20 protein-coding genes and 7 tRNA genes are annotated in these 21,440 nt (G+C 67.0%); 26 read left to right on the forward strand and 1 reads right to left on the reverse strand.

All coding sequences use genetic code 11. From position 1 onward, the window contains the following. The first annotated feature begins 72 nt into the window (after window positions 1-72). The 26 genes from AWU67_RS05005 to AWU67_RS05130 all read left to right on the forward strand — a co-directional run bounded on the left by AWU67_RS05005 (window position 73) and on the right by AWU67_RS05130 (window position 20,841). Window positions 73-1,293 (forward strand): ammonium transporter, encoded by a 1,221-nt coding sequence (locus tag AWU67_RS05005; RefSeq protein WP_067227014.1) that lies wholly within the window; start codon window positions 73-75, stop codon window positions 1,291-1,293. An 80-nt stretch (window positions 1,294-1,373) separates the two neighbouring features. Beyond that, on the forward strand, window positions 1,374-2,441 hold the full coding sequence (locus AWU67_RS05010; protein ID WP_067227015.1) for an ammonium transporter: 1,068 nt from the start codon (window positions 1,374-1,376) through the stop codon (window positions 2,439-2,441). 14 nt (window positions 2,442-2,455) lie between these two features. Further along, complete coding sequence (locus AWU67_RS05015; protein ID WP_067227016.1) at window positions 2,456-2,773, forward strand: type II toxin-antitoxin system PemK/MazF family toxin; 318 nt, start codon at window positions 2,456-2,458, stop codon at window positions 2,771-2,773. A 43-nt stretch (window positions 2,774-2,816) separates the two neighbouring features. Further along, window positions 2,817-3,461: an SOS response-associated peptidase gene (locus AWU67_RS05020; protein ID WP_067227017.1), complete on the forward strand. Its 645-nt coding sequence runs from the start codon at window positions 2,817-2,819 to the stop codon at window positions 3,459-3,461. A 794-nt stretch (window positions 3,462-4,255) separates the two neighbouring features. Next, window positions 4,256-5,671: an HNH endonuclease signature motif containing protein gene (locus tag AWU67_RS05025; protein WP_067227018.1), complete on the forward strand. Its 1,416-nt coding sequence runs from the start codon at window positions 4,256-4,258 to the stop codon at window positions 5,669-5,671. A gap of 395 nt (window positions 5,672-6,066) precedes the next feature. Then, window positions 6,067-6,139: transfer RNA gene (locus AWU67_RS05030), tRNA-Val, on the forward strand. A 100-nt stretch (window positions 6,140-6,239) separates the two neighbouring features. Beyond that, window positions 6,240-6,503: a hypothetical protein gene (locus AWU67_RS05035; protein ID WP_067227019.1), complete on the forward strand. Its 264-nt coding sequence runs from the start codon at window positions 6,240-6,242 to the stop codon at window positions 6,501-6,503. Between the two features lie 85 nt (window positions 6,504-6,588). Then, a tRNA-Gly gene (locus AWU67_RS05040) sits at window positions 6,589-6,660 on the forward strand. 52 nt (window positions 6,661-6,712) lie between these two features. Next, a tRNA-Cys gene (locus AWU67_RS05045) sits at window positions 6,713-6,783 on the forward strand. A 34-nt stretch (window positions 6,784-6,817) separates the two neighbouring features. Beyond that, window positions 6,818-6,892, forward strand: a tRNA-Val gene (locus tag AWU67_RS05050). Between the two features lie 70 nt (window positions 6,893-6,962). Continuing rightward, window positions 6,963-7,034 (forward strand) — tRNA-Gly (locus AWU67_RS05055). A gap of 93 nt (window positions 7,035-7,127) precedes the next feature. Further along, window positions 7,128-7,202, forward strand: a tRNA-Val gene (locus AWU67_RS05060). Between the two features lie 69 nt (window positions 7,203-7,271). Continuing rightward, window positions 7,272-7,343 (forward strand) — tRNA-Gly (locus tag AWU67_RS05065). 154 nt (window positions 7,344-7,497) lie between these two features. Beyond that, entirely contained in the window at window positions 7,498-9,465 is a 1,968-nt protein-coding gene (thrS, locus tag AWU67_RS05070; protein ID WP_160329722.1) for a threonine--tRNA ligase, read from the forward strand. Beyond that, window positions 9,466-10,053 (forward strand): HIT family protein, encoded by a 588-nt coding sequence (locus tag AWU67_RS05075; RefSeq protein ID WP_067227021.1) that lies wholly within the window; start codon window positions 9,466-9,468, stop codon window positions 10,051-10,053. 31 nt (window positions 10,054-10,084) lie between these two features. Continuing rightward, window positions 10,085-10,987, forward strand: a complete 903-nt coding sequence (gene pdxS / locus AWU67_RS05080; protein WP_067227022.1) for a pyridoxal 5'-phosphate synthase lyase subunit PdxS — start codon at window positions 10,085-10,087, stop codon at window positions 10,985-10,987. Between the two features lie 10 nt (window positions 10,988-10,997). Next, entirely contained in the window at window positions 10,998-11,591 is a 594-nt protein-coding gene (pdxT, locus tag AWU67_RS05085) for a pyridoxal 5'-phosphate synthase glutaminase subunit PdxT (RefSeq protein WP_067227023.1), read from the forward strand. Further along, complete coding sequence (locus AWU67_RS05090; protein WP_234407365.1) at window positions 11,588-12,136, forward strand: DUF1697 domain-containing protein; 549 nt, start codon at window positions 11,588-11,590, stop codon at window positions 12,134-12,136. The genes pdxT and AWU67_RS05090 overlap by 4 nt, the downstream gene beginning before the upstream one ends. Window positions 12,137-12,206: 70 nt before the next feature. Then, window positions 12,207-12,965, forward strand: a complete 759-nt coding sequence (locus AWU67_RS05095; protein ID WP_067227024.1) for a YebC/PmpR family DNA-binding transcriptional regulator — start codon at window positions 12,207-12,209, stop codon at window positions 12,963-12,965. A 10-nt stretch (window positions 12,966-12,975) separates the two neighbouring features. Then, window positions 12,976-13,590 carry a crossover junction endodeoxyribonuclease RuvC gene (gene ruvC, locus AWU67_RS05100; RefSeq protein ID WP_199922386.1) on the forward strand — a complete coding sequence of 205 codons (615 nt, stop codon included), beginning with the start codon at window positions 12,976-12,978 and terminating at the stop codon, window positions 13,588-13,590. Beyond that, window positions 13,587-14,213 (forward strand): Holliday junction branch migration protein RuvA, encoded by a 627-nt coding sequence (gene ruvA / locus AWU67_RS05105; protein WP_067227026.1) that lies wholly within the window; start codon window positions 13,587-13,589, stop codon window positions 14,211-14,213. The genes ruvC and ruvA overlap by 4 nt, the downstream gene beginning before the upstream one ends. Further along, the gene (gene ruvB / locus AWU67_RS05110) at window positions 14,210-15,256 is read left to right on the forward strand and encodes a Holliday junction branch migration DNA helicase RuvB (protein ID WP_082716787.1); all 1,047 of its coding nucleotides are present in this window, start codon (window positions 14,210-14,212) and stop codon (window positions 15,254-15,256) included. Before ruvA ends, ruvB begins: the two co-directional genes overlap by 4 nt. Window positions 15,257-15,352: 96 nt before the next feature. Then, window positions 15,353-15,727 carry a preprotein translocase subunit YajC gene (gene yajC, locus AWU67_RS05115; protein WP_234407366.1) on the forward strand — a complete coding sequence of 125 codons (375 nt, stop codon included), beginning with the start codon at window positions 15,353-15,355 and terminating at the stop codon, window positions 15,725-15,727. 66 nt (window positions 15,728-15,793) lie between these two features. Further along, complete coding sequence (gene secD / locus AWU67_RS05120) at window positions 15,794-17,539, forward strand: protein translocase subunit SecD (RefSeq protein WP_067227027.1); 1,746 nt, start codon at window positions 15,794-15,796, stop codon at window positions 17,537-17,539. Then, window positions 17,539-18,552, forward strand: a complete 1,014-nt coding sequence (secF, locus tag AWU67_RS05125) for a protein translocase subunit SecF (RefSeq protein ID WP_067227028.1) — start codon at window positions 17,539-17,541, stop codon at window positions 18,550-18,552. Before secD ends, secF begins: the two co-directional genes overlap by 1 nt. A 36-nt stretch (window positions 18,553-18,588) precedes the next feature. Further along, window positions 18,589-20,841, forward strand: coding sequence for a RelA/SpoT family protein (locus AWU67_RS05130; protein WP_067227029.1), 2,253 nt, complete (start codon window positions 18,589-18,591; stop codon window positions 20,839-20,841). Here the strand turns inward: AWU67_RS05130 and AWU67_RS05135 are convergent. Next, window positions 20,828-21,391, reverse strand: coding sequence for a type IV toxin-antitoxin system AbiEi family antitoxin (locus tag AWU67_RS05135; protein ID WP_067227030.1), 564 nt, complete (start codon window positions 21,389-21,391; stop codon window positions 20,828-20,830). The genes AWU67_RS05130 and AWU67_RS05135 overlap by 14 nt on opposite strands. Between the last annotated feature and the right edge of the window lie 49 nt (window positions 21,392-21,440).

Here is a 21,440-nt window from a genome sequence, read left to right on the forward strand (position 1 = left end):
GCGGCACCGTCGGCGAAATCTCGCAGGTCCACTCTGGGCACGTCCCCATTGGAAACTTCGAGAGGTGCAATCATGGACACAGGCAGCATTGCTTGGGCGATCACAGCAACGGCACTCGTGCTGTTGATGACGCCGGGCGTCGCATTCTTCTACGGCGGCCTGGTGAAAGCCAAGAGCGTCGTGAGCATGATGATGATGAGCTTCGGCGCGCTCGGCCTGATCAGCGTGCTGTGGATCCTCTATGGCTTCAGCATGAGCGCGGTCGACGCGCCGACAGACTTCGCCGGCAACCCGTTCGCAGACTTCGGCCTCGGCGCGCTCGCAACGGGGGCGACCTCGAACACCGACCTGCTCGGTGCCACCTTCGGGGCGACGTTCGCGATCATCACGGTCGCCCTGATCTCCGGCGCCATCGCCGATCGGGCCAAGTTCGGATCCTGGATGATCTTCGCCGGCATCTGGGCCACCCTCGTCTACTTCCCGGTCGCGGCCTGGGTGTGGGGCGGCGGCTGGATCATGGAGCTTGGCAACACGCTCGGCCTGCCGAGCGTCATCGACTACGCCGGCGGCACAGCGGTGCACATCAACGCCGGTGCGGCCGCACTGGCACTCGCCCTCGTTCTCGGCAAGCGCGTCGGGTTCCAGAAGGGCATCACCAAGCCGCACAACGTTCCGCTCGTCCTGCTCGGTGCCGCGATCCTCTGGTTCGGCTGGTTCGGCTTCAACGCCGGAGCCGAGTGGCTGAACGGCCTCGCCAACGTCGGGCTCATCGTCGTCAACACCCTGGGCGCCACCGCGGCGGCCATCCTCGGCTGGCTGGTAGTGGAGAAGTTCAAGGACGGCAAGGCCACCTCGGTGGGTGCGGCATCCGGTGCCGTCGCCGGCCTCGTCGCCATCACCCCGGCCTGCGCCAACCTCGAGCCCGGCTGGGCCTTGCTGCTCGGCGTCGTTGCCGGTGCCGTCTGCGCCATGGCCGTCGAATTGAAGTTCAAGTTCGGCTTCGATGACTCGCTCGACGTCGTCGGCATCCACCTGGTCGGCGGCATCATCGGAACCCTCTACCTGGGCTTCTTCGCCATCGGGACCGGCCTGTTCACCGGAGGCAACCTCGGCCAGCTGGCCGTCCAGGCCATCGCGGCCGGCGCGGTGCTGCTGTACTCCTTCATCGTGGCGTTCGCGCTCGGTTTCGCCATCGAGAAGACCATCGGCTTCCGCGTGAAGAACGCCGACGAGGTCGCCGGAATCGACACCGTCGTGCACGGGGAAGAGGCCTACGCGCTGAACGAGGTCTGAGGTCTGACGGCCCCCGCAGCCTCCCGCTAGGGTGGGTGCGGGGGCCACCTGCTGCGCACCCGCGCCCGGAGAGGACCCTTGTGAACTACGACCATCCGGGCTTCGTCCTCGCCTTCTCGGCGCTGCTGCCGGTGCTCGCGGCCGGGCTCGCCCTGCTGGGTGGGCTGCGCATGCAGCAGCTGCCCTGGGTCGCATCCGCTTGCGCCCTGGTGCTCGCCTTGTGGGCTCTGGCCGGGGCCCGCTCGGTTCTCGGCGAGGATGCCTCGCTGTCGCTGAGCATCTTTTACGGCATGATGATTGCGCTCACCGCCGTGCAGTTCGGTGCGGTGATGCCCCGGGAGTCCACGGCCGAGGGCGGCAGACCCCGACTGATCGGTTGGCTCGTCTTCGTCGTCATCTGGACAGTCGTCGTGCAGTTCGCCGTGGCCGGCTGGACCCTCAACCTCGTCGACGGCTGGCTGGTGACCGGCCTCGGCCTGCTCGACTTCGGCGGTGCGGCCATGCTGTTTCTCAGCACGGCGGCCGGCGGGCTGGGCTGGCTCCTGGTCAACCGCACCCGCGGGCCGATCGTCGCCGTTGCCGCCCCGCGGCGGGCAGCCCTGACGATCGCCTTTCTCTGGGCCGGCTTCTTCGCCGTGACGGTGGGCTCCGAGGCTGTTCCGGATGCCACGGCTCTCGCCGCGGCGGTGAACACGGTTGTCGCGCCGCTCTGCGCCGCGGTCGCCTGGGCGGTGGTGGAACGCATCCGGCACCGGCGCTTCACCCTGGGTGGCACCGTGCGCGGCGTGTTCGCCGGTCTGGTCGCGATCACCGCCGCCGCCGACGTGCTCACCCCGACCTGGGCCGGCATCCTTGGCCTGGCGGCTGGCGCGCTGGCGGCTGTGGTGTCTGGCCCGCGCGGCTCGGCGCTGGGCCACCTGCTCGCCCAGCTCTCCGCAGCGGCGCTCGGCTTGGTCTTCATCGGGATCCTGGGGGAGGGCGTCGGCGGCTTGCTGACCGGCAGCTGGGTGCAACTCGGCGCCCAACTCTTCTCGGTCGGCGTCGTTGCCGGGTTCGCCTTCTGGTTCGCCGCGACGATGGCGATCATCGTCCGCCGGTTGGGCGCACAACTCGACTGGCTGCGCCGCCGGCCCGAGCGGGCGGTCTAGCGGGCGATGTCGCTGTGGCGGAGGGCCTGGTCGGCAGGGTGACGATGCGCTACCGGCCGAACGTCGACGGCAACCTGGACCCCGGCGAGATCGTCTGGACCTGGGTGCCGTATGAGGAGCACGACGGGCGCGGCAAGGACCGGCCCGTGCTCATCGTCGCCGGCGGCTCTGGCACGGCCCTGCTCGCGGTGCAGCTCACCAGCAAGGGCCATGATGGCGACCCCGAGCAGGTCGCGATCGGTTCCGGCTCCTGGGATTCCAGCGGGCGGGCGGGCTGGGTGAAGATCGACCGGGTGACGAAGGCCCTGCGCGCCCGCCACGGCTGGACGTAGCGGAGGCCTTTTGTCTGTCGGTGCAGCGGGCTAGCCTGAGCGCATGTGTGCGAGCTATGGACTGGAAACGACACCCGAAGAACTGGACGAGCACTTCGCCTTCGATGAGCGTGGGCGCAACGCCGCCGTCACCGAGTGGCTGGCGCAGAATGCCGACGCCGTGGTGAAACCCACGGGCCCGCGCGCCCTGAACCTCAACCCGCTGGTGCGTGAACGCCTGCTCGACGGGGAGCCGGTGCGCCGCGTCGACCTGGCCTGGTGGCAGCTCTGGGTGGGTGGCCAGCGGCCGAAGTTCTCCACCATCAACGCCCGCAGCGAGAACCTGTTGAAGGGCGCGTGGCTGGGCCCGACGAAGGCGCGGCGCGCGCTCGTGCCGGTGACGCACTATTTCGAGAAGGGGCGCCGGTTCGACCTCGGGGGAGACCTGTTCAGCCTGGCCGCGATCTACAACGTCGACCGCACAGCTGTGGCAGGCACGGAGGACGGCTGGGTGGTGTCGTACGCGATTGTCACGCGGCCGGCTGCCAGCCACGTCGAGGAGATCCACGACAGGATGCCTTTGATCGTGCCGCCCTCGATGTATGCCGACTGGCTCGCGCCCGATGTCACCGCCGACGGAACCCTCGTCGGTGCCACCATCGCAGCCTCCGACGAGCTCGCCGACGCCGTCATCCCCAGCGCCGCCTGATCGCGACGCGAGCGAATCCCTGGAGCCAACCCACCCCCCCTCCCGTTGGTCGAGTAGGCGCGCCAGCGCCGTATCGAGACCCCTCTGCCCCGTCTCGCGGATGCCGCGGGCTTCAGTGCCCGCGGGTCCGCTCAGGGCTTCGGTCGCAAGCTCCCTCAGCCGCCGGGGGTACAGCGGCGCGCCCGCTCTTCCCGTCGGCTGGGCGCCCCCTTTCTCGTCGGCTGAGCGAGGAACGAGCGAAGCCCCGGAGCCGACCCACACCCGTTGGTCGAGTAGGCGCGCCAGCGCCGAATCGAGACCCCGCCGCCCCCTCGCGCGGATGCCGCGGGCTGCGGCTTCCGCGGGTCCGCTCAGGGCTTCGGTCGCAAGCTCCCTCAGCCGCCGGGAAAGGGCAGTGCGCTGTCGTCCGTTTCCCCTTCCCCGCCGGCTGGGCGCCCCTGTCGCCGGCGCCGGCGCCCTTCCTGTTGGTCGAGTAGGCGCGCCAGCGCCGTATCGAGACCCGGTCAGCGTGTGACGCGGATGCCGCGGGCTTCGGTGCCCGCGGGTCCGCTCGGGGCTTCGGTCGCAAGCTCCCTCAGCCGCCGGGGAAGGGCAGTGCGCTGTCGTCCGGTTCCCCTTCCACGTCGGCTGAGCGAGGAACGAGCGAAGCCCCGGAGCAAACCAGACACGGCTGCTCCGATCCGGTCGAACTGCAAGGTCACAATTCTGTAACGGCAACTGGAATGTGCTCAAAAGTCCGGGATTTGGGCCCTTTTCCGGCGTCCAGTGTCAGAGGGTGGTGGCAGCCTGAAGACATGAAACCAGCGACGTCGCAGGCTCCAGGAACCGGGTTCGACCCGGTGCTCGACGCTGATCTGGCCGAGCTCTCGAGCGGCGCCTCGCTGGAGTGTTTCGTACAGGCGGACCGGTATCGCCGGATCGATTCCGCGGTGCGCCGGACCGTCGCGATCGCCGACCCCCTCGGTGGCCGACCCGAGCTGGACGAGGAGTTCGCGAGGCGCAGCATCACCGCAGAACTCGCCCTCATCCTCCGCGTGCACGAACGCACCATGGTCGCCCTCATCTACGAAGCCACGCAGTTGTGTGGTCCGTTCCAGAACACCCTCGACGACCTGGCGTCGGGCGCCATCACCCTCCGGCATGCCCGCGACATTCTCGCCGCAGCCGTCTTGCTTCCGCCCGTGCTGCACTCCCGCTTCGAAGAACAGGCCCTCGCCAAGGCGCGCACGATGGATGCCTCCGCGTTCCGGAAAGCCGTGGCCCGACTCCGGGACCGCATGCATCCGGACTCCCTCACAGTGCGGGCAGAACGCTCCCGAGCCGACCGGCGGATGGTCTTCGAACCGGACGCGGACGGGATGGCCTGGCTGCACCTCTACCTAGAGGGCGAGAAAGCTCTCGCGATCGCGACCCGGGTCGGCGACCTGGCCACCGCGGCGCAGAAGGAAGCGGCCGAAGCGGCCGAACTTGCCGGTGCTGCATCACTCGATGCGCCTACTGCGGCCGGAATCTTAGGCTCGGGCACGCACGCCCAACTCGAGGTGGACATCGCCGCCGAACTGCTGCTCGGGCTGCCCGAGGGGCCGGCCGCAGATGCCGGGGCGACTACGACGCGCTCGCACTTGCCCGGCATCGCGTTTTCGCGACCGGAAGTCTTCGTCGCCGTCCCGCAACTGACGATCAGCATCGACACCCTGATCGGCACCTCGGAAGAGCCCGCCGAACTGCACGGCTATGGCCCGATCGACGCCGACACCGCGAGGCGCATGGTCGCACAAGCACCGACCCTGCACCGCATCCTCACCGACCCGGTCGATGGCACCCCCTTGCAGCTGGACCCGACCCAGTACCGGCTGACGGCCGGATTGCGCCGGTGGATTCTCTACCGGGACGACATCTGCCGCTTCCCCGGCTGCTCCCGCAAAGCCGTGTACTCCGAGACCGACCACACTCGGGCGTGGGGGAACGGCGGCTGGACAGCCGAGGACAACCTCGCCTGCCTCTGCAAGAAACACCACCGGCTCAAGCACAACTCCCGCTGGCGGGTGGAGCAACTCGGGAGGGGCGTGCTGCGGTGGACCTCACCGAGTGGCCGCGTGTACGTGACCACGCCGTCCCGGGTTCAGCACTCGCCCCCGGCGCCAGCACCGCCGGGCGCGAAACCGGCGCCTGAACCGCGGCTCGTGTTCGACGAGACTCCGCCGTTCTGAGTAGTCGCATGCCCGGTGTGCGCGCAATCGCTCGGGGCTTCGGTCGCAAGCTCCCTCAAGCCAACGGGGAATGGGCGCAATATTGGACGAGTTGCGGAATCGCTCGGGACTCCGGGCGCACATTCACTCCACCCATCGAGCAGAGGGCAGGCACGTGTTGCTTACACGGGCACCCGGAACACCACGTGCCGGAGTGAACAACACGAGCCGCGGCGCGAGGCAAATGCGGTGCGGAGACACGGCGACGGCCTCCCGCAACCCACTGTGGAGAGGCAGAATCCGTACCCCGAAACGCCGGGGCGTGCGCTCGATGTGCATTGGGTGGCCGGCGTCGGCTAGTATCGGTAATCGCGATCACGGCAGGCTTGTGAGAGTGTAAACACAGTTCCAGAAATGGGCGATTGGCGCAGTTGGTAGCGCGCTTCCTTCACACGGAAGAGGTCATCGGTTCGAGTCCGGTATCGCCCACAAACAAAACCCCCGATCTCGGTCGGGGGTTTTTTCTTGCCCCGAAGCGGCGCGCCGGGCGGGGCTAGCGTGCCGGCTGGTCGCGGAGTATCTTGCCCGAATGACCGAAGAGACGAACCGCCAGCCGGGATCTGAGTCGGATGCCGCAGCCGAGACCGAGGCAGAAGCCGAGGCCGCCGCACGGGCTGAGGCCGAGGCCGCCGCCGAAGAGGAGGCGGAGGAGGACGCCGAGGAACGCGAACGCGCGGAACAGTCGGAGCAGAACCCTGGCCCAGGCTTCAACGGATTCTTCCCCGGAGAAGGCCAGCTGCATGAGATCGGCGGCTTCTCGAACCCCTCGAGGCACCACGACGGCGACGATTGAACACGCCCGGGTTTCGCCGGTTTGGTGATCGAGAGATCCATCGGTTAGAGTTTCTGACGTCGCAGAAACGCGGCAAACAAGAAATGCGGATGTGGCGCAGTGGTAGCGCATCACCTTGCCAAGGTGAGGGTCGCGAGTTCGAATCTCGTCATCCGCTCGAGTGAAACCGAGCAAGCCAGTTTCGGTAACACAGGTGGGGAACCCACAATGGTGGCGTGGCCGAGAGGCGAGGCAGCGGCCTGCAAAGCCGTCCACACGGGTTCGAATCCCGTCGCCACCTCGTAGCACTCCACCCCAAGCAACACCCCAGAAATGGGCGATTGGCGCAGCGGTAGCGCGCTTCCCTGACACGGAAGAGGTCACTGGTTCGATCCCAGTATCGCCCACCAAGTAAAGCCCCCGGTCTTCCGGGGGTTTTTGCTTGAGGCGCAGGTGTAAGATCCTGGGCAGACACACAATGCGGATGTGGCGCAGTGGTAGCGCATAACCTTGCCAAGGTTAGGGTCGCGAGTTCGAATCTCGTCATCCGCTCAGAAACATGAAAAACCCATCAGAGGGATCTGGTGGGTTTTTTGTGGCTCATGGGTGCTCGTCGGGCCCGAGCACAAGCAACACCCCAGCAATGGGCGATTGGCGCAGCGGTAGCGCGCTTCCCTGACACGGAAGAGGTCACTGGTTCGATCCCAGTATCGCCCACCACGTAAAAACCCCGGAATCCCGGGGTTTTTTCTTGGAGTGTAGACTTCCAGATCTACGTAGCAACACAATGCGGATGTGGCGCAGTGGTAGCGCATCACCTTGCCAAGGTGAGGGTCGCGAGTTCGAATCTCGTCATCCGCTCAGAAACAGCACAGCACGGCCCGTCAGAGAAATCTGGCGGGCCGTTCTGCGTTTGCGGTGCCCGGTGCGGCGGCAAAGAGGTGCCCCCGACGACGCTAAAGTTGATGAGTCCGCGATTTCGCGGAAATCAATCAATTTTTGGGAGTGGATGAAGGTGGCTGACGGCTTCGAGCTTTTCACCGACCGGTCCGTTGTCGCGATGCGCGTCAACGGTGAGCTGAAAGACCTCGCCACGCAGACTACGACCACCGACGTCGTCGAGCCGGTGACGATCGATTCGCCCGACGGTCTGAACATCCTGCGTCACTCGGCGGCCCACGTGCTCGCCCAGGCGGTGCAGTCGATCAACCCCGAGGCCAAGCTCGGCATCGGCCCGCCCGTCACCGACGGCTTCTACTACGACTTCGACGTCGCAGAGCCGTTCAGCGTCGACGACTTCAAGGCCATCGAGAAGGCCATGAGCCGCATCATCCGCCAGGGCCAGCGTTTCGTGCGCCGTGTCGTGACGGATGACGAGGCACGCGCAGAGCTCGCCGACGAGCCGTACAAGCTCGAGCTCATCGGCATCAAGGGCGGCGCGGATGCCGGAGGCGACAACGAGAACGTCGAGGTCGGTGGCGCAGAACTCACCATCTACGACAACGTCGACCCGAAGACGGGGGAGACGGTCTGGAAGGACCTCTGCCGCGGCCCGCACCTGCCCAGCACCCGCCTGATCGGCGAGGGTCACGCTCTCATGCGCGTCGCCGCCGCCTACTGGCGCGGTTCGGAGAAGAACAAGCAGCTGCAGCGCATCTTCGGCACGGCCTGGCCGAGCAAGGACGAGCTGCGCGCCTACAAGGAGCGCCTCGAGGAGGCCGCCAAGCGCGACCACCGCAAGCTCGGTGCAGAGCTTGACCTGTTCAGTTTCCCTGAAGAGCTCGGCAGCGGCCTGCCCGTTTTCCACCCCAAGGGCGGCATCATCCGCGCCGAGATGGAGAACTACTCGCGCATCCGCCACGTCGAAGAGGGCTACTCCTTCGTCAACACCCCGCACATCACCAAGGGCAAGCTGTACGAGGTCTCCGGCCACCTGGACTGGTACCGCGACGGCATGTTCCCCCCGATGCACATCGACGCCGAGATCGGCGAAGACGGCACCGTGCACCGCGAGGGCCAGGACTACTACCTGAAGCCCATGAACTGCCCGATGCACAACCTGATCTACCGATCCAGCCCGCGCTCGTACCGCGACCTGCCGCTGCGCCTGTTCGAGTTCGGCAGCGTCTACCGCTACGAGAAGTCCGGCAACGTGCACGGCCTCACCCGGGTGCGCGGCATGACCCAGGACGACGCCCACATCTACACCACCCGCGAGAAGATGCGCGAGGAGCTCACCAACACGCTGAACTTCGTGCTCAGTCTGCTGAAGGACTACGGCCTCGACGACTTCTATCTCGAGCTCTCCACCAAGGACCCGGAGAAGTTCGTCGGCAGCGACGAGGTCTGGGACGAGGCGACGGCCACTCTGGCCGAGGTCGGCGCGGCATCCGGCCTCGAGCTCGTGGCCGACCCGGGCGGAGCGGCCTTCTACGGACCGAAGATCTCCGTCCAGGCACGCGACGCCATCGGCCGCACTTGGCAGATGTCGACGATCCAGCTCGACTTCAACCTTCCGGAGCGCTTCGACCTCGAGTACACGGCTTCTGACGGCAGCCGCCAGCGCCCTGTCATGATCCACCGCGCCCTGTTCGGCTCGATCGAGCGCTTCTTCGGCGTCCTCACCGAGCACTACGCCGGTGCGTTCCCGGTCTGGCTCTCGCCCGTGCAGGTCGTCGGCATCCCCGTCGCCGAGCAGTACGCCGACTACCTGGGCGATGTCATCGACCAGCTGAAGAAGGCCGGCGTTCGTGCAGAGCTCGACCTGTCCGACGAGCGCATGCAGAAGAAGATCCGCAACCACACCATGGCCAAGGTTCCCTTCCAGCTGATCGTCGGCGAGGAGGACCGCGCCAATGGCAGCGTCAGCTTCCGTTTCCGCGACGGTACGCAGGAGAACGGCGTTCCCGTCGCCGATGCCATCGCGCGAATCCAGAACGCCATCCAGACCCGCGCGCAGGTCACCTCGCAGGGCCAGATCTAGATGTCGGATGCCACGGTGCCAGTCAACGACGTGCCTCCGGGGGAGTCCCCCCTGGAGGCCGCAAGCGACTTCGCCTCGGCACCCGACGCCTTCCAGCGTCTCTGGACGCCGCACCGCATGGTGTACATCCAGGCCGGGGAACCGAAGGGCGAGCACGACTGCCCGTTCTGCGTCGCCCCGTCGCTGGACGACGAGACGGCGTTGATCGTGGCGCGCGGAAAGCACGCATACGCGCTGCTCAACCTGTACCCGTACAACAGCGGCCACCTGCTGATCTGCCCGTACCGCCACATCGCGAGCTACGACCAGGCCACGCCGGAGGAGGTCGCCGAGATCGGCGAACTCACCCAGACCGCGATGCGCGTCATCACCGAGGTTTCGCACTGCGACGGGTTCAACATCGGCATGAACCAGGGCAAGGTCGCCGGCGCCGGGATTGCGGGGCACCTGCACCAGCACCTCGTTCCCCGCTGGGCTTCCGACGCGAACTTCTTCCCCATCATCGCCGGTACCAAAGCACTGCCGCGCCTGCTCGGCGATGTCCGCCAGGAGATCGCCGATGCCTGGCCCATTGCTTCCACTTCGTAACCACTCACAGCCGAGGAATAGGATCAACAGCATGACTGAGAGCACTTCTACCGAGCAGTTCGGCTCCAGCCGCGTCAAGCGTGGCCTCGCCGAGATGCTCAAGGGCGGCGTCATCATGGACGTCGTCACCGCAGAGCAGGCCCGTATCGCTGAGGATGCCGGCGCTGTCGCCGTCATGGCCCTCGAGCGCGTTCCCGCCGACATTCGTTCCCAGGGCGGCGTCGCCCGGATGAGCGACCCCGACCTGATCGAGGCCATCCAGGCCGAGGTCTCCATCCCCGTGATGGCGAAGGCCCGCATCGGCCACTTCGTCGAGGCCCAGGTCCTGCAGGCACTCGAGGTCGACTACATCGACGAGTCCGAGGTGCTGAGCCCCGCCGACTACGTGAACCACATCGACAAGTGGGGCTTCAACGTTCCCTTCGTCTGCGGAGCGACCAACCTGGGTGAGGCGCTGCGCCGCATCAACGAGGGTGCCGCGATGATCCGTTCCAAGGGCGAGGCCGGCACCGGCGACGTCTCCGAGGCGACCAAGCACATCCGCAAGATCAACGGCGAGATCCGCGCCCTGGCTGCCCTCAGCAAGGACGAGCTCTACGTTGCAGCCAAGGAGCTGCAGGCTCCGTACGCTCTCGTCGCCGAGATCGCCGAGACCGGCAAGCTTCCCGTCGTGCTGTTCACCGCCGGTGGCGTTGCAACGCCAGCCGACGCGGCAATGATGATGCAGCTCGGTGCAGACGGCGTGTTCGTCGGCTCCGGCATCTTCAAGTCGGGCAACCCGGCGCAGCGCGCAGCGGCCGTCGTCAAGGCCGTCACCTTCTACGACGACCCCTCGGTCATCGCAGAGGTGTCGCGCGGTCTCGGTGAGGCCATGGTCGGCATCAACGTGTCCGACCTCGCCGCACCGCACCGCCTCTCCGAGCGCGGCTGGTAACAACACAGAAATGAATGTTGGCGTTCTGGCCCTCCAGGGTGATTTCCGTGAGCATGCAGATGTGCTGCGCACCCTGGGGGCGAACGTCACACTCGTCCGCCGCCCGGTAGAGCTCGAGGCCGTTGACGGCCTCGTGATCCCGGGCGGCGAGTCCAGTGTCATGGACAAACTCGCGCGCACCTTCGGCCTGGCCGAGCCCCTGCGCGCCGCCATCCGCGGCGGTTTGCCCGTCTACGGCACCTGCGCCGGCCTGATCATGCTCGCCGACACCGTGCTCGACGTGATTGTCGGCCAGCAGAGCCTCGGCGGCCTCGACGTCGTCGTGCGCCGCAACGCCTTCGGGTCGCAGACCCAGTCGTTCGAGACCGACCTCGACATCCCGGCGCTCGGCACCGACCCGGTGCACGCCGTCTTCATCCGCGGCCCCGTCGTGGAATCCGTCGGCCCGCGCGCGACCGCCCTGGCAACGCTGGACGACGGCCGCGTTGTCGCCGTCGAACAGGGCAACCTGCTGGGCACCAGCTTCCACCCCGAAATCACAGGCGAGCACCGGTTCCACGAGTATTTCCTGAGCAAGGTGCGGGCCCGTACACTCGCTGCATGACCACCCCCGGAATGACTCGCTGTGTCGCCCTGCTTCGCGGGGTCAACGTCGGCGGCGTCACCATCAAGCCCGCTGATCTCGCCGAGTTGTTCCGCGCGCTCGGCGCCGATAACGTGCGCACCGTGCTGGCCAGCGGCAACGTCGTCTTCGACATGGATGGTCCGGATGACGCGGCGCAGGCCGCGCTCAAGGCCCGAATCGAGCAGGCCCTCGGCGAACGGTTCGGCTACGACGCCTGGATAGTGCTCGAGACGCTTGATCGTGTGCGCCAGGTGATCGACGGCTTCCCGTTCGACGCCGCCCGCGACGGTTGGCATCCCTACGTCATGTTCAGCTCCTCGCCGAGCTCGCTTGCCGAGCTGCTCGAGGCAGCGCCCGGTCTCGACCCCGCCGACGAGAGCGTCGTCGCCGGCGACGGGGTGCTCTACTGGCACTGCCGACGAGCCGTCGGCAGCGACAGCCCGTTCAGCAAGCTCGCCGCCAAGGCTCGGTTCCGCAGCAGCACCACCAATCGCAACCTGCGCACCCTGCAGAAACTCGCGTAGCCCGCCACTGTTCTAGACTGTTGAAGCAGATTTAGTCTGTATCAACAGCCGCGAGCACAACAGGAGACTCATGTCCGGGCATTCCAAATGGGCAACGACCAAGCACAAGAAGGCCATCACGGATTCGCGCCGTGCCAAGGCCTTCGCGAAGCTGATCAAGAACATTGAGGTTGCCGCCAAAATGGGCGGCGCAGACCTGTCGGGCAACCCGACCCTCGTCGACGCCATCCAGAAGGCCAAGAAGACCTCGGTTCCCAACGACAACATCGACCGCGCCGTCAAGCGCGGCGCCGGCCTCAGCGGTGAGTCGGTCGAGTACACCACCATCATGTACGAGGGCTACGGCCCCAACGGCGTCGCGATGCTGATCGAGTGCCTCACCGACAACAAGAACCGCGCAGCCGCCGAGGTGCGCACCGCGGTCAGCCGCAACGGCGGAACCATGGGTGACCCCGGCAGCGTTGCATACAACTTCCACCGCAAGGGCCTCATCGTCGTCTCCAAGACCGACGGGCTCACCGAGGACACCATCCTCGACGCCGTGCTCGACGCCGGTGCGGAAGAGGTCACCGACGAGGGCGACACGTTCGAGATCGTGACCGACCCGAGCGACATGGTTGCCGCCCGCGTGGCGCTGCAGGAGGCCGGAATCGACTACGACTCCGCCGACTCGGCGTTCGTGCCGACGCTGAAGATCGAGATCGACGCCGAGACCGCGACCAAGGTGTTCCGCCTGATCGACGCACTCGAAGACCTCGACGACGTGCAGAACATCTACACCAACTTCGACCTCAGCCCAGAGGTCCAGGCAGAGCTCGAGGCTCAGTAACACCGTGGCCGTGCGCGTGCTCGGCATCGACCCCGGCCTGACCCGTTGTGGTGTCGGCGTTGTCGATGTCGAGCCCAACCGCACAGCCACGCTCGTCGATGTGACGGTCATCCGGTCTTCACCGGATGACACCATCGAGAAGCGGCTGCTCACCATCGCGACCGGTCTGACCGAGCTGCTCGACAGGCACAAGCCGCAGGCAGTCGCGATCGAGCGCGTCTTCGCCCAAAACAACGTGAGCACGGTGATGGGCGTCGCGCAGATCAGCGGCGTCGCACTCTTCCTCTCCGCGCAGCGAGGCCTCGCCGTCGGCATGCACACGCCCAGCGAGGTTAAGGCCTCGATCACCGGCTACGGCTCGGCCGACAAGGCCCAGGTGGGCGCGATGGTGGCGCGCATCCTGAAACTCGCGGAGCCGCCCAAGCCAGCGGATGCCGCCGACGCCCTCGCCATCGCGATCTGCCACGCCTGGCGCACTGGTGTCAGCGGCGGCACGCTGCCCGCTGCCCGGTTGCCCGGAAGCCCCGATTCACTGGCGGGCGGGCTCACCCCCGCCCAGAAGGCGTGGCGCGCCGCCGAGGCCGGCAGCCGCATGTCGGCAGTGCCCCGTAGTCTGAAGCGGTGATCTCTTCCGTTCGTGGCCCCGTGCTCTCTGCCCTCGGGGCAACCGTCATCATCGAGGTCGGGGGAGTCGGCCTCGCCGTCAACGTCACCCCGGCAACCGCCCTCGCCGCCCGCATCGGGCAGGAGCTGCGCCTGCAGACCACGCTCGTCGTGCGTGAGGACGCCCTGACCCTGTACGGCTTCGACAGCGCAGACGAGCTGGCCGTGTTCGAGCTCCTCACCGGCGTCACCGGCGTCGGGCCGAAGTCGGGACTCGGTGTGCTCGCCGTGCTCAGCCCGGACCAGGTTGCCCGAGCCGTGGCAGAAGACGACGACGCGGCCTTCCGCAAGGTCAGCGGCATCGGACCCAAGACGGCCAAGCTCATCGTGCTCTCGCTCACCGGCAAACTCGCCGTGACTGCGGCCAGCGCCCCCGGCCCGACGAGTGTCGTCCCGACTGCCGTCGGCGAGAGCGTGCTCGCCGCACTGGTCGGCCTCGGCTGGTCGGAGAAGGTCGCCGCACCCGTCGTCGAGCTGACGCTGGCCGAGGCCGGTGACGCCGACAAGGGCTCCGTGGCGGTGCTGCTGCGCCTCGCGCTCGGCCGCCTCGGACCGGCCCAGCACACGATCGGCGGACGCGCGTGAAGCACGACGACACGCCCGCAGAGCTGCTGACCCCCGAACTGGAGTCAGAAACTGAGCTCGCTTTCGAAGGCGCCCTCCGCCCGGCCTCCCTGGCCGAGTTCGTCGGTCAGGTGAAGGTGCGCGGGCAGCTCCAGTTGCTGCTCACCGCCGCAACAATGCAGGGCCGCACCCCCGACCACATCCTCTTCGCGGGGCCGCCCGGCCTCGGCAAGACCACTCTGGCCATGATCGTCGCGCAGGAGGGAAACCGACCGCTGCGCATGGCCAGCGGACCGGCCATCCAGCACGCGGGCGATCTGGCCGCCGTGCTCAGCTCGCTCGTGCCCGGCGAGGTGCTCTTCATCGATGAGATCCACAGGATGGCGCGCTCCGCCGAGGAGATGCTCTACCTGGCGATGGAGGATTTCCGCATCGACATCATGGTGGGCAAGGGCGCCGGTGCGACCTCGGTTCCGCTCGAACTGGCGCCGTTCACCCTGGTCGGCGCCACCACTCGGGCCGGCCTGCTGCCGAACCCGCTGCGCGACCGCTTCGGTTTCACCGCGCACCTGGAGTTCTACGCCGACGACGAGCTGGAGCAGGTGTTGAGCAGAGCGGCGGTGCTGCTCGGCCTCGACATTGACAAGGCGGCGATCGCCGAGATCGCCGGACGCTGCCGCGGCACACCGCGCATCGCGAACCGGCTGCTGCGCCGTGTGCGTGACTACGCGCTGGTCTACTCGACCGGAACGGCCATCGCCGACGTGCACGCCGTGCGGGCCGCGCTCGAGCTCTACGACGTCGACGAGCTGGGCCTGGACCGCCTCGACCGGGCCGTCATGCAGATCATCCTCACCCGCTTCGACGGCGGGCCCGTCGGGCTCAACACCCTCGCCGTGTCTGTGGGGGAGGAGGCCGAGACGATCGAGGCCGTCGTCGAGCCATTTCTGGTCCGCATCGGACTCATCACCCGCACCCCTCGAGGACGCGTGGCCACCCCGGCTGCCTGGCAACACTTCGGACTGCGCCCCGCTGCGGCTGGCTCCATGCTAGATGACCTATAATTCAAGCTGGCTCACCAAGTGCCGTACTCGACTGAGGCGGTTGTCCAGCCGCATATCGGAAGGTCTTCCAACTTTATGGATCCGTTGACAATGATCATGCTCGCCGTTCTCGCGGTGCTCATCTTCTTCATGTTCCGCAACAGCCGCAAGCGCCAGAAGGATGCAGCTCAGCTGCAGACCCAGGTCGTTCCCGGTGCCAAGGTCATGACCAACTCCGGTGTGTTCGGAACGATCCTCTCGATCGACGATGAGGAGAACGAGGTGCTGCTGGAGACCACTCCCGGCACCGTTCTGGCTCTGCACCGTCAGACCATCGCCCGCGTCGTGACGCCGGTTGAGACCGCTGAAACCGTTGATGCTGCCGACAGCGCCATCGACGAGGCCGCACCCGAGTTCGGTGAGCGCATCGAAGACGCCACCACGGACTCCGGTGATGTCGACGGTTCCGCCGACAAGAAGTCGAACGACTAAATAGTCCCTTTTCCGTGCCCACGCCAATGATGGCGTGGGCACGATCGTAGAAAGCTGAGTTCCGCGGTGGCAAAGTCGACCCCGGTCAAGAAAGCCTGGCGCAGTCTCTCCTGGCTCGCCGTCATCATTGTTGGCCTTTTTGCCATCAACGCAGCAGGCGTGATGTGGGGCGGTGGATCGTGGACGCCCAAGCTCGCACTCGACCTCGAGGGCGGAACGCAGATTATTCTCGCGCCCAAGCTGGAGAGCGGCCAGACCGTCTCGCAGGAGCAGCTTGACCAGGCCGTGACGATCATCCGCCAGCGCGTGAACGCCTCGGGTGTCTCCGAGGCCGAGATCAACACCCAAAGCGGCCAGAACATCGTCGTCGCCATCCCCGGCGAGCTTGACGATGAGACGCGCAACCGCATCCAGTCTTCCTCCAAGCTCGAACTGCGACCAGTGCTGGTTGCGGGAGCACCCACCACCCAGGGTGTCGGTGGCACCGAGACCCCGGCGCCGACGCCGGCGCCCTCTCTGGAAGCCACCCCGAGCGTCGCGCCGAGCAACGGCAGCGACCTCAACTGGGTCACCCCCGCGCTGCAGGCCGAGTACGAGAACTTCGACTGCGCGTCGACGCAGGCCGAATCGGCCAACGCCGCGCCGGCCGACAAGCCGCTGATCACCTGCGACACGACCGGCACCGTCAAGTACATCCTCGGCCCGGTCGAGGTGCAGGGCGCCAACATCAGCGATGCCTCGGCTGGCATGGAGACCACCCAGTCGGGTGCCACCACCGGTCGCTGGGTCATCAACCTCATCTTCGACAACCAGGGCACCAAGGACTTCGCCGCGGTCAGCACCCGCCTGTTCGGCCTGAAGGCCACGCCCCCGCTCGACCAGTTCGCGTTCGTGCTCGACGGCCAGGTGCTCTCTGCCCCCGCCATGAACGGTGTCATCACCGACGGACGCCCGTCGATCTCCGGAAACTTCACGGAGGCCAGCGCCAAGGCCCTCGCCGACCAGCTCAAGTTCGGCGCCCTGCCGATCAGCTTCACCGTGCAGAGCTCTGAGACCATCTCCGCGACGCTCGGCAGTTCGCAGCTGGAGGCCGGAATCATTGCCGGTCTGCTCGGTCTGCTGCTTGTCGTCATCTACACGCTGTTCCAATACCGCCTGCTCGGCATGGTCACCATCGCCTCGCTCGTCGTGGCGGGTGTCATGACCTACATCGTGATCACGATCCTGTCGTGGCGGGAGGGCTACCGCCTCTCCCTGGCCGGTGTCGCCGGTCTCATCGTCGCCATCGGTTTCACAGCGGACTCGTTCATCGTCTACTTCGAACGTGTGCGAGATGAGCTCCGTGAGGGGCGCATCCTCACCTCCGCCGTCGAGGCCGGTTGGAAGCGCGCCGTGCGAACGATCTTCGCGTCCAAGGCCACCAACCTGCTCGCCGCCATCGTGCTGTTCCTCGTGGCGATCGGCAGTGTGCGTGGATTCGCGTTCACCCTCGGTGTGACCACCATCATCGACGTGATCATCGTGATCCTGTTCACCCACCCGATGTTGCAGCTGCTCTCGCGCACCAAGTTCTTCTCGAGCGGCCACCCCGCCAGCGGGCTCGACCCGCAGGCGCTCGGCGCCATCTATCGGGGACGCGCAGAGTTCCGCAAGCCCTCGGCAGCGATTGACGCGAAGAAGGCCGCCTCCAGCTCCCGCGAGGCCGAAAAGCGCCAGACCATCGCAGAGCGCAAGGCTGCCGAGCTCGACGCCGCGAGCCACGGTGGCTCCACCGGCGACGACACCAAGACCACGGAAGGCAAGGAATCCTGATGGCCAACCGCATGGCTACCTTCGGCAACGACCTCTACACCGGCAAGCGCTCCTTCAACTTCGTCGGCAACCGCAACCGGTGGTACATCATCGTCGGCGTGCTGGTGCTCGCCGCCATTGTCATCCCGATCGTCAAGGGTGGCTTCAACTTCGGCATCGAGTTCACCGGCGGGTCGCAGTTCGTTGTGACCAGCGTCGAGAACGCCACCCAGGAGCCGGGCACTGCTGCCGTCGCCTCGGTGGTGCCGGACGCCGTCGCCTACGTGACGACCGTTGGCAGCACCGGTGTGCGCGTGCAGACCGACCAGCTGACCCAGGAGCAGACCCACGAGGTCGCTGCCGCATTGGCCGTGGCCTACAACGTGCCGGAGACCGAGGTCGCTTCCTCGTTCATCGGCCCGGTGTGGGGCGCTGACATCACGAGGCAGACAGTCCAGGGCCTCATCATCCTGCTCGTGCTGGCCGCGATCGGCATGGCGCTCTACTTCCGCACCTGGAAGATGTCGCTGGCCGCCATCGGTGCTCTGCTGGTCGACCTCATCGTCACCGTGGGCATCTACGCCGCCACGGGCTTCGAGATGACGCCAGCTGCAGTGATCGGAATCCTGACGATCATGGCTTACTCGCTCTACGACACCGTCGTGGTGTTCGACAAGATCCGCGAGAACACGACAGAGGACGCGGTCAAGTCCAAGCACACCTTCGCCGAGTCGACCAACCTCGCCGTCAACCAGACGCTGGTCCGGTCGATCAACACCAGTGTCGTGGCCGCCCTCCCGGTCGCCGCGATCCTGTTCTTCGGAGCCTTCGTGCTCGGCGCGGACACGCTGCGCGACATCTCGCTCGCGCTGTTCATCGGCATCCTGGTCGGAACCTGGTCCACCGTGTTCCTCGCGGCGCCCCTCTACTCGCAGCTCCGTGAGGGCGAGAAGGAGATCGTGAAGCACGACAAGCAGGTGCTTGCCGCCCGCGAGAAGGCCGCCGCGGCAACCGCCGACGCCGCCACGGCGTAGGCTGGCCAAGCGCGTGACACGCAGGGAGGGACTGAGATGAGCGAATCAACATCATCCACTGCCTCCCTGCGTCGTCTTGTTCCCCGCATTTTCTCCAAGGCCCAGCCGGCCGGTGCCGTAGACACCTTGGTGCGCACGGTCCGGATGCACCACCCGAAGGCGGACCTGAGCGTCATCGAGCGCGCGTACAACGCCGCCGATCGGGCGCACAGCGGCCAGAAGCGTCGCAGCGGCGAGCCGTACATCACGCATCCGCTCGCCGTCGCCCAGATCCTGGCCGACCTCGGCATCGGCTCCAAGACGGTCGCAGCGGCACTGCTGCACGACACGGTCGAAGACACGGACTACACGCTCGAGCAGCTGCGCGGCGACTTCGGCGATGAGATCGCCATGCTCGTCGACGGGGTGACCAAGCTCGACAAGGTCAAGTACGGGGACTCGACGCAGGCCGAGACCGTGCGCAAGATGATCGTCGCGATGTCCAAAGACATCCGCGTGCTCATCATCAAACTGGCCGACCGCCTGCACAATGCGCGCACCTGGGGCTTCGTGCCGGCCGAGTCCGCCGCCCGCAAGGCGACGGAGACGCTCGAGATCTACGCGCCGTTGGCGCACCGCCTCGGCATCCAGACCATCAAGTGGGAGCTGGAAGACCTCTCCTTCGCCGTGCTCTACCCGAAGCTCTACGCCGAGATCGAGAGCCTGGTGCGCCAGCGCACCCCCCAGCGCGAGGAATTCGTGCAGTCGGTGATCGACGCCGTCAACGAGGACCTGCGCGCATCCAAGATCCGCGGCCAGGTCGTCGGCCGCCCCAAGCAGTATTACTCCATCTATCAGAAGATGGTGCTGCGCGGCCGCGACTTCGACGAGATCTACGACCTCGTCGGCATCCGGATCCTGGTGAACTCCGTCCGCGACTGTTACGCCGTGCTCGGTGCGATCCACGCCAGGTGGACGCCGCTGCCCGGCCGGTTCAAGGACTACATCGCCACCCCCAAGTTCAACCTCTACCAGTCGCTGCACACCACCGTGCTCGGTCCGGAGGGGCGTGCGGTCGAGTTGCAGATCCGCACTCAGGAGATGCACCAGCGCGCCGAGTTCGGTGTCGCCGCACACTGGAAGTACAAAGAGCAGATGGCCTCGGGCAAGGGCGGCAGCTCCGCCCTGCAGAGCGACGCCGACATGGCCTGGCTCGCGCACATCTCGGACTGGCAGGCCGAGACGGCCGACCCCGGCGAGTTCCTCGACTCGCTGCGCTACGAGATCGGCGCCAAAGAGGTCTACGTCTTCACACCCAAGGGGCGCGTCATCGGCCTGCCTGCCGGCGCCACCCCGGTCGACTTCGCCTATGCCGTGCACACCGAGATCGGCCACCGCACCATGGGCTCCAAGGTCAATGGCCGGCTGGTGCCGCTGGAGACCGAGCTCAACACGGGCGACGTCGTCGAGGTGTTCACCTCCAAGAACCCGGATTCCGGCCCCAGCCAGGACTGGCTGAACTTCGTCAAGAGCCCGCGCGCCCGCAACAAGATTCGGCAGTGGTTCACCAAGGAGCGCCGCGACGAGGCGATCGAGCATGGCAGGGATGCCATCGCCCGCGCCATGCGCAAGCAGAACCTGCCGCTGCAGAAGCTGATGAGCCAGGACTCATTCGCCGAGGTCGCGGCCCAGATGAAGTACAACGACGTCTCCGCGCTCTACGCGGCCGTCGGTGAGGGGCACGTCTCCACCCAGTCCGTGTTGGAGAAGGTCGTCGCCGCCGTTCAGGCCGTCGACGACACGGAGGGTCCAGAGCTCTCTCTGCCCACGCGCGGTCGCACCCAACAGCTGCGCAGCAGCGACTCTGGTGTGCTGGTGCGCGGTGCGCCCGACATCCTGGTCAAGCTCGCCCGCTGCTGCACTCCGGTGCCCGGCGATGAGATCGTCGGCTTCATCACCCGCGGCTCCGGTGTATCCGTGCACCAGGCGAGCTGCCACAACGTCCAGTCGCTGCTGAATGAGCCTGAGCGCATGATCGAGGTGGCCTGGGCGCCGACCTCGAAGAGCCTTTTCCTCGTGCAGATCCAGATCGAGGCGTTGGATCGTGCCGGCCTGCTCTCCGATGTCACCCGGGTGCTCTCAGAGCACCACGTGAACATCCTCTCCGCCAACGTCTCCACCTCCAGCGATCGGCTGGCGCTCAGCCGCTTCGTCTTCGAGATGGGCGACACCACGCACCTGGACCGCGTGCTGAACGCGGTGCGGCGCATCGACGCCGTCTACGACGTGTACCGCGTCAGCGACGGCTAGCCTCCGTAAGGTCGCTGAGCCGGCGCTCGGCCAGCGCCCGGTTGGGAACCGACCGTCGTGAGCGCAGCGCCCCGTGGGCGGCGGCGGGGGAGACCGCTGTTGCGGCGGCGAGGGCGGCCGCGACGGCCACGGCCTCCGTGTCGCCCAGCGCCCCATCGAGCAGCACGTCCACCAGGGTGCGCTCCGGCGTGGTCACCGGGCAGCCGCCGACCAGCGTGAGCTCGGCGGGGGAGACGGCGACCTGACGCAGGGTGAGTGTGCGGCCGCGGTGTGAGCGCGCCGCCACGCCGGCCGGCACGGCGATCTGGGTGTGCACGGGCTGGCGCTCGAGCGCGCCATGCAGCCAGGCCGCGCTCAGTCGCTCCACGAAGGCGTGTTCCGGCAGCAGGGCCAGCAGGCCCGCCGCGCGCAGCGAGGGGAACACCGGCAGGTCGACGGGGCAGTACCGCCCGGCGATCGGGTAGACCTCACCGTCCAGGCTCGCGGCGCTGAGCTCGGCGACGGAGAGCTCCGTCGGGCCGAGCAGGAGGGAGGCTGTTCTGGTGTGCATCTCCCCAGAATGAAGCGGCGCGCCCCGTCGAAACGAGGCGCGCCGCAAT

The organism is Microterricola viridarii (genome assembly GCF_001542775.1).
GTDB classification, from domain to species: domain Bacteria; phylum Actinomycetota; class Actinomycetes; order Actinomycetales; family Microbacteriaceae; genus Microterricola; species Microterricola viridarii_A.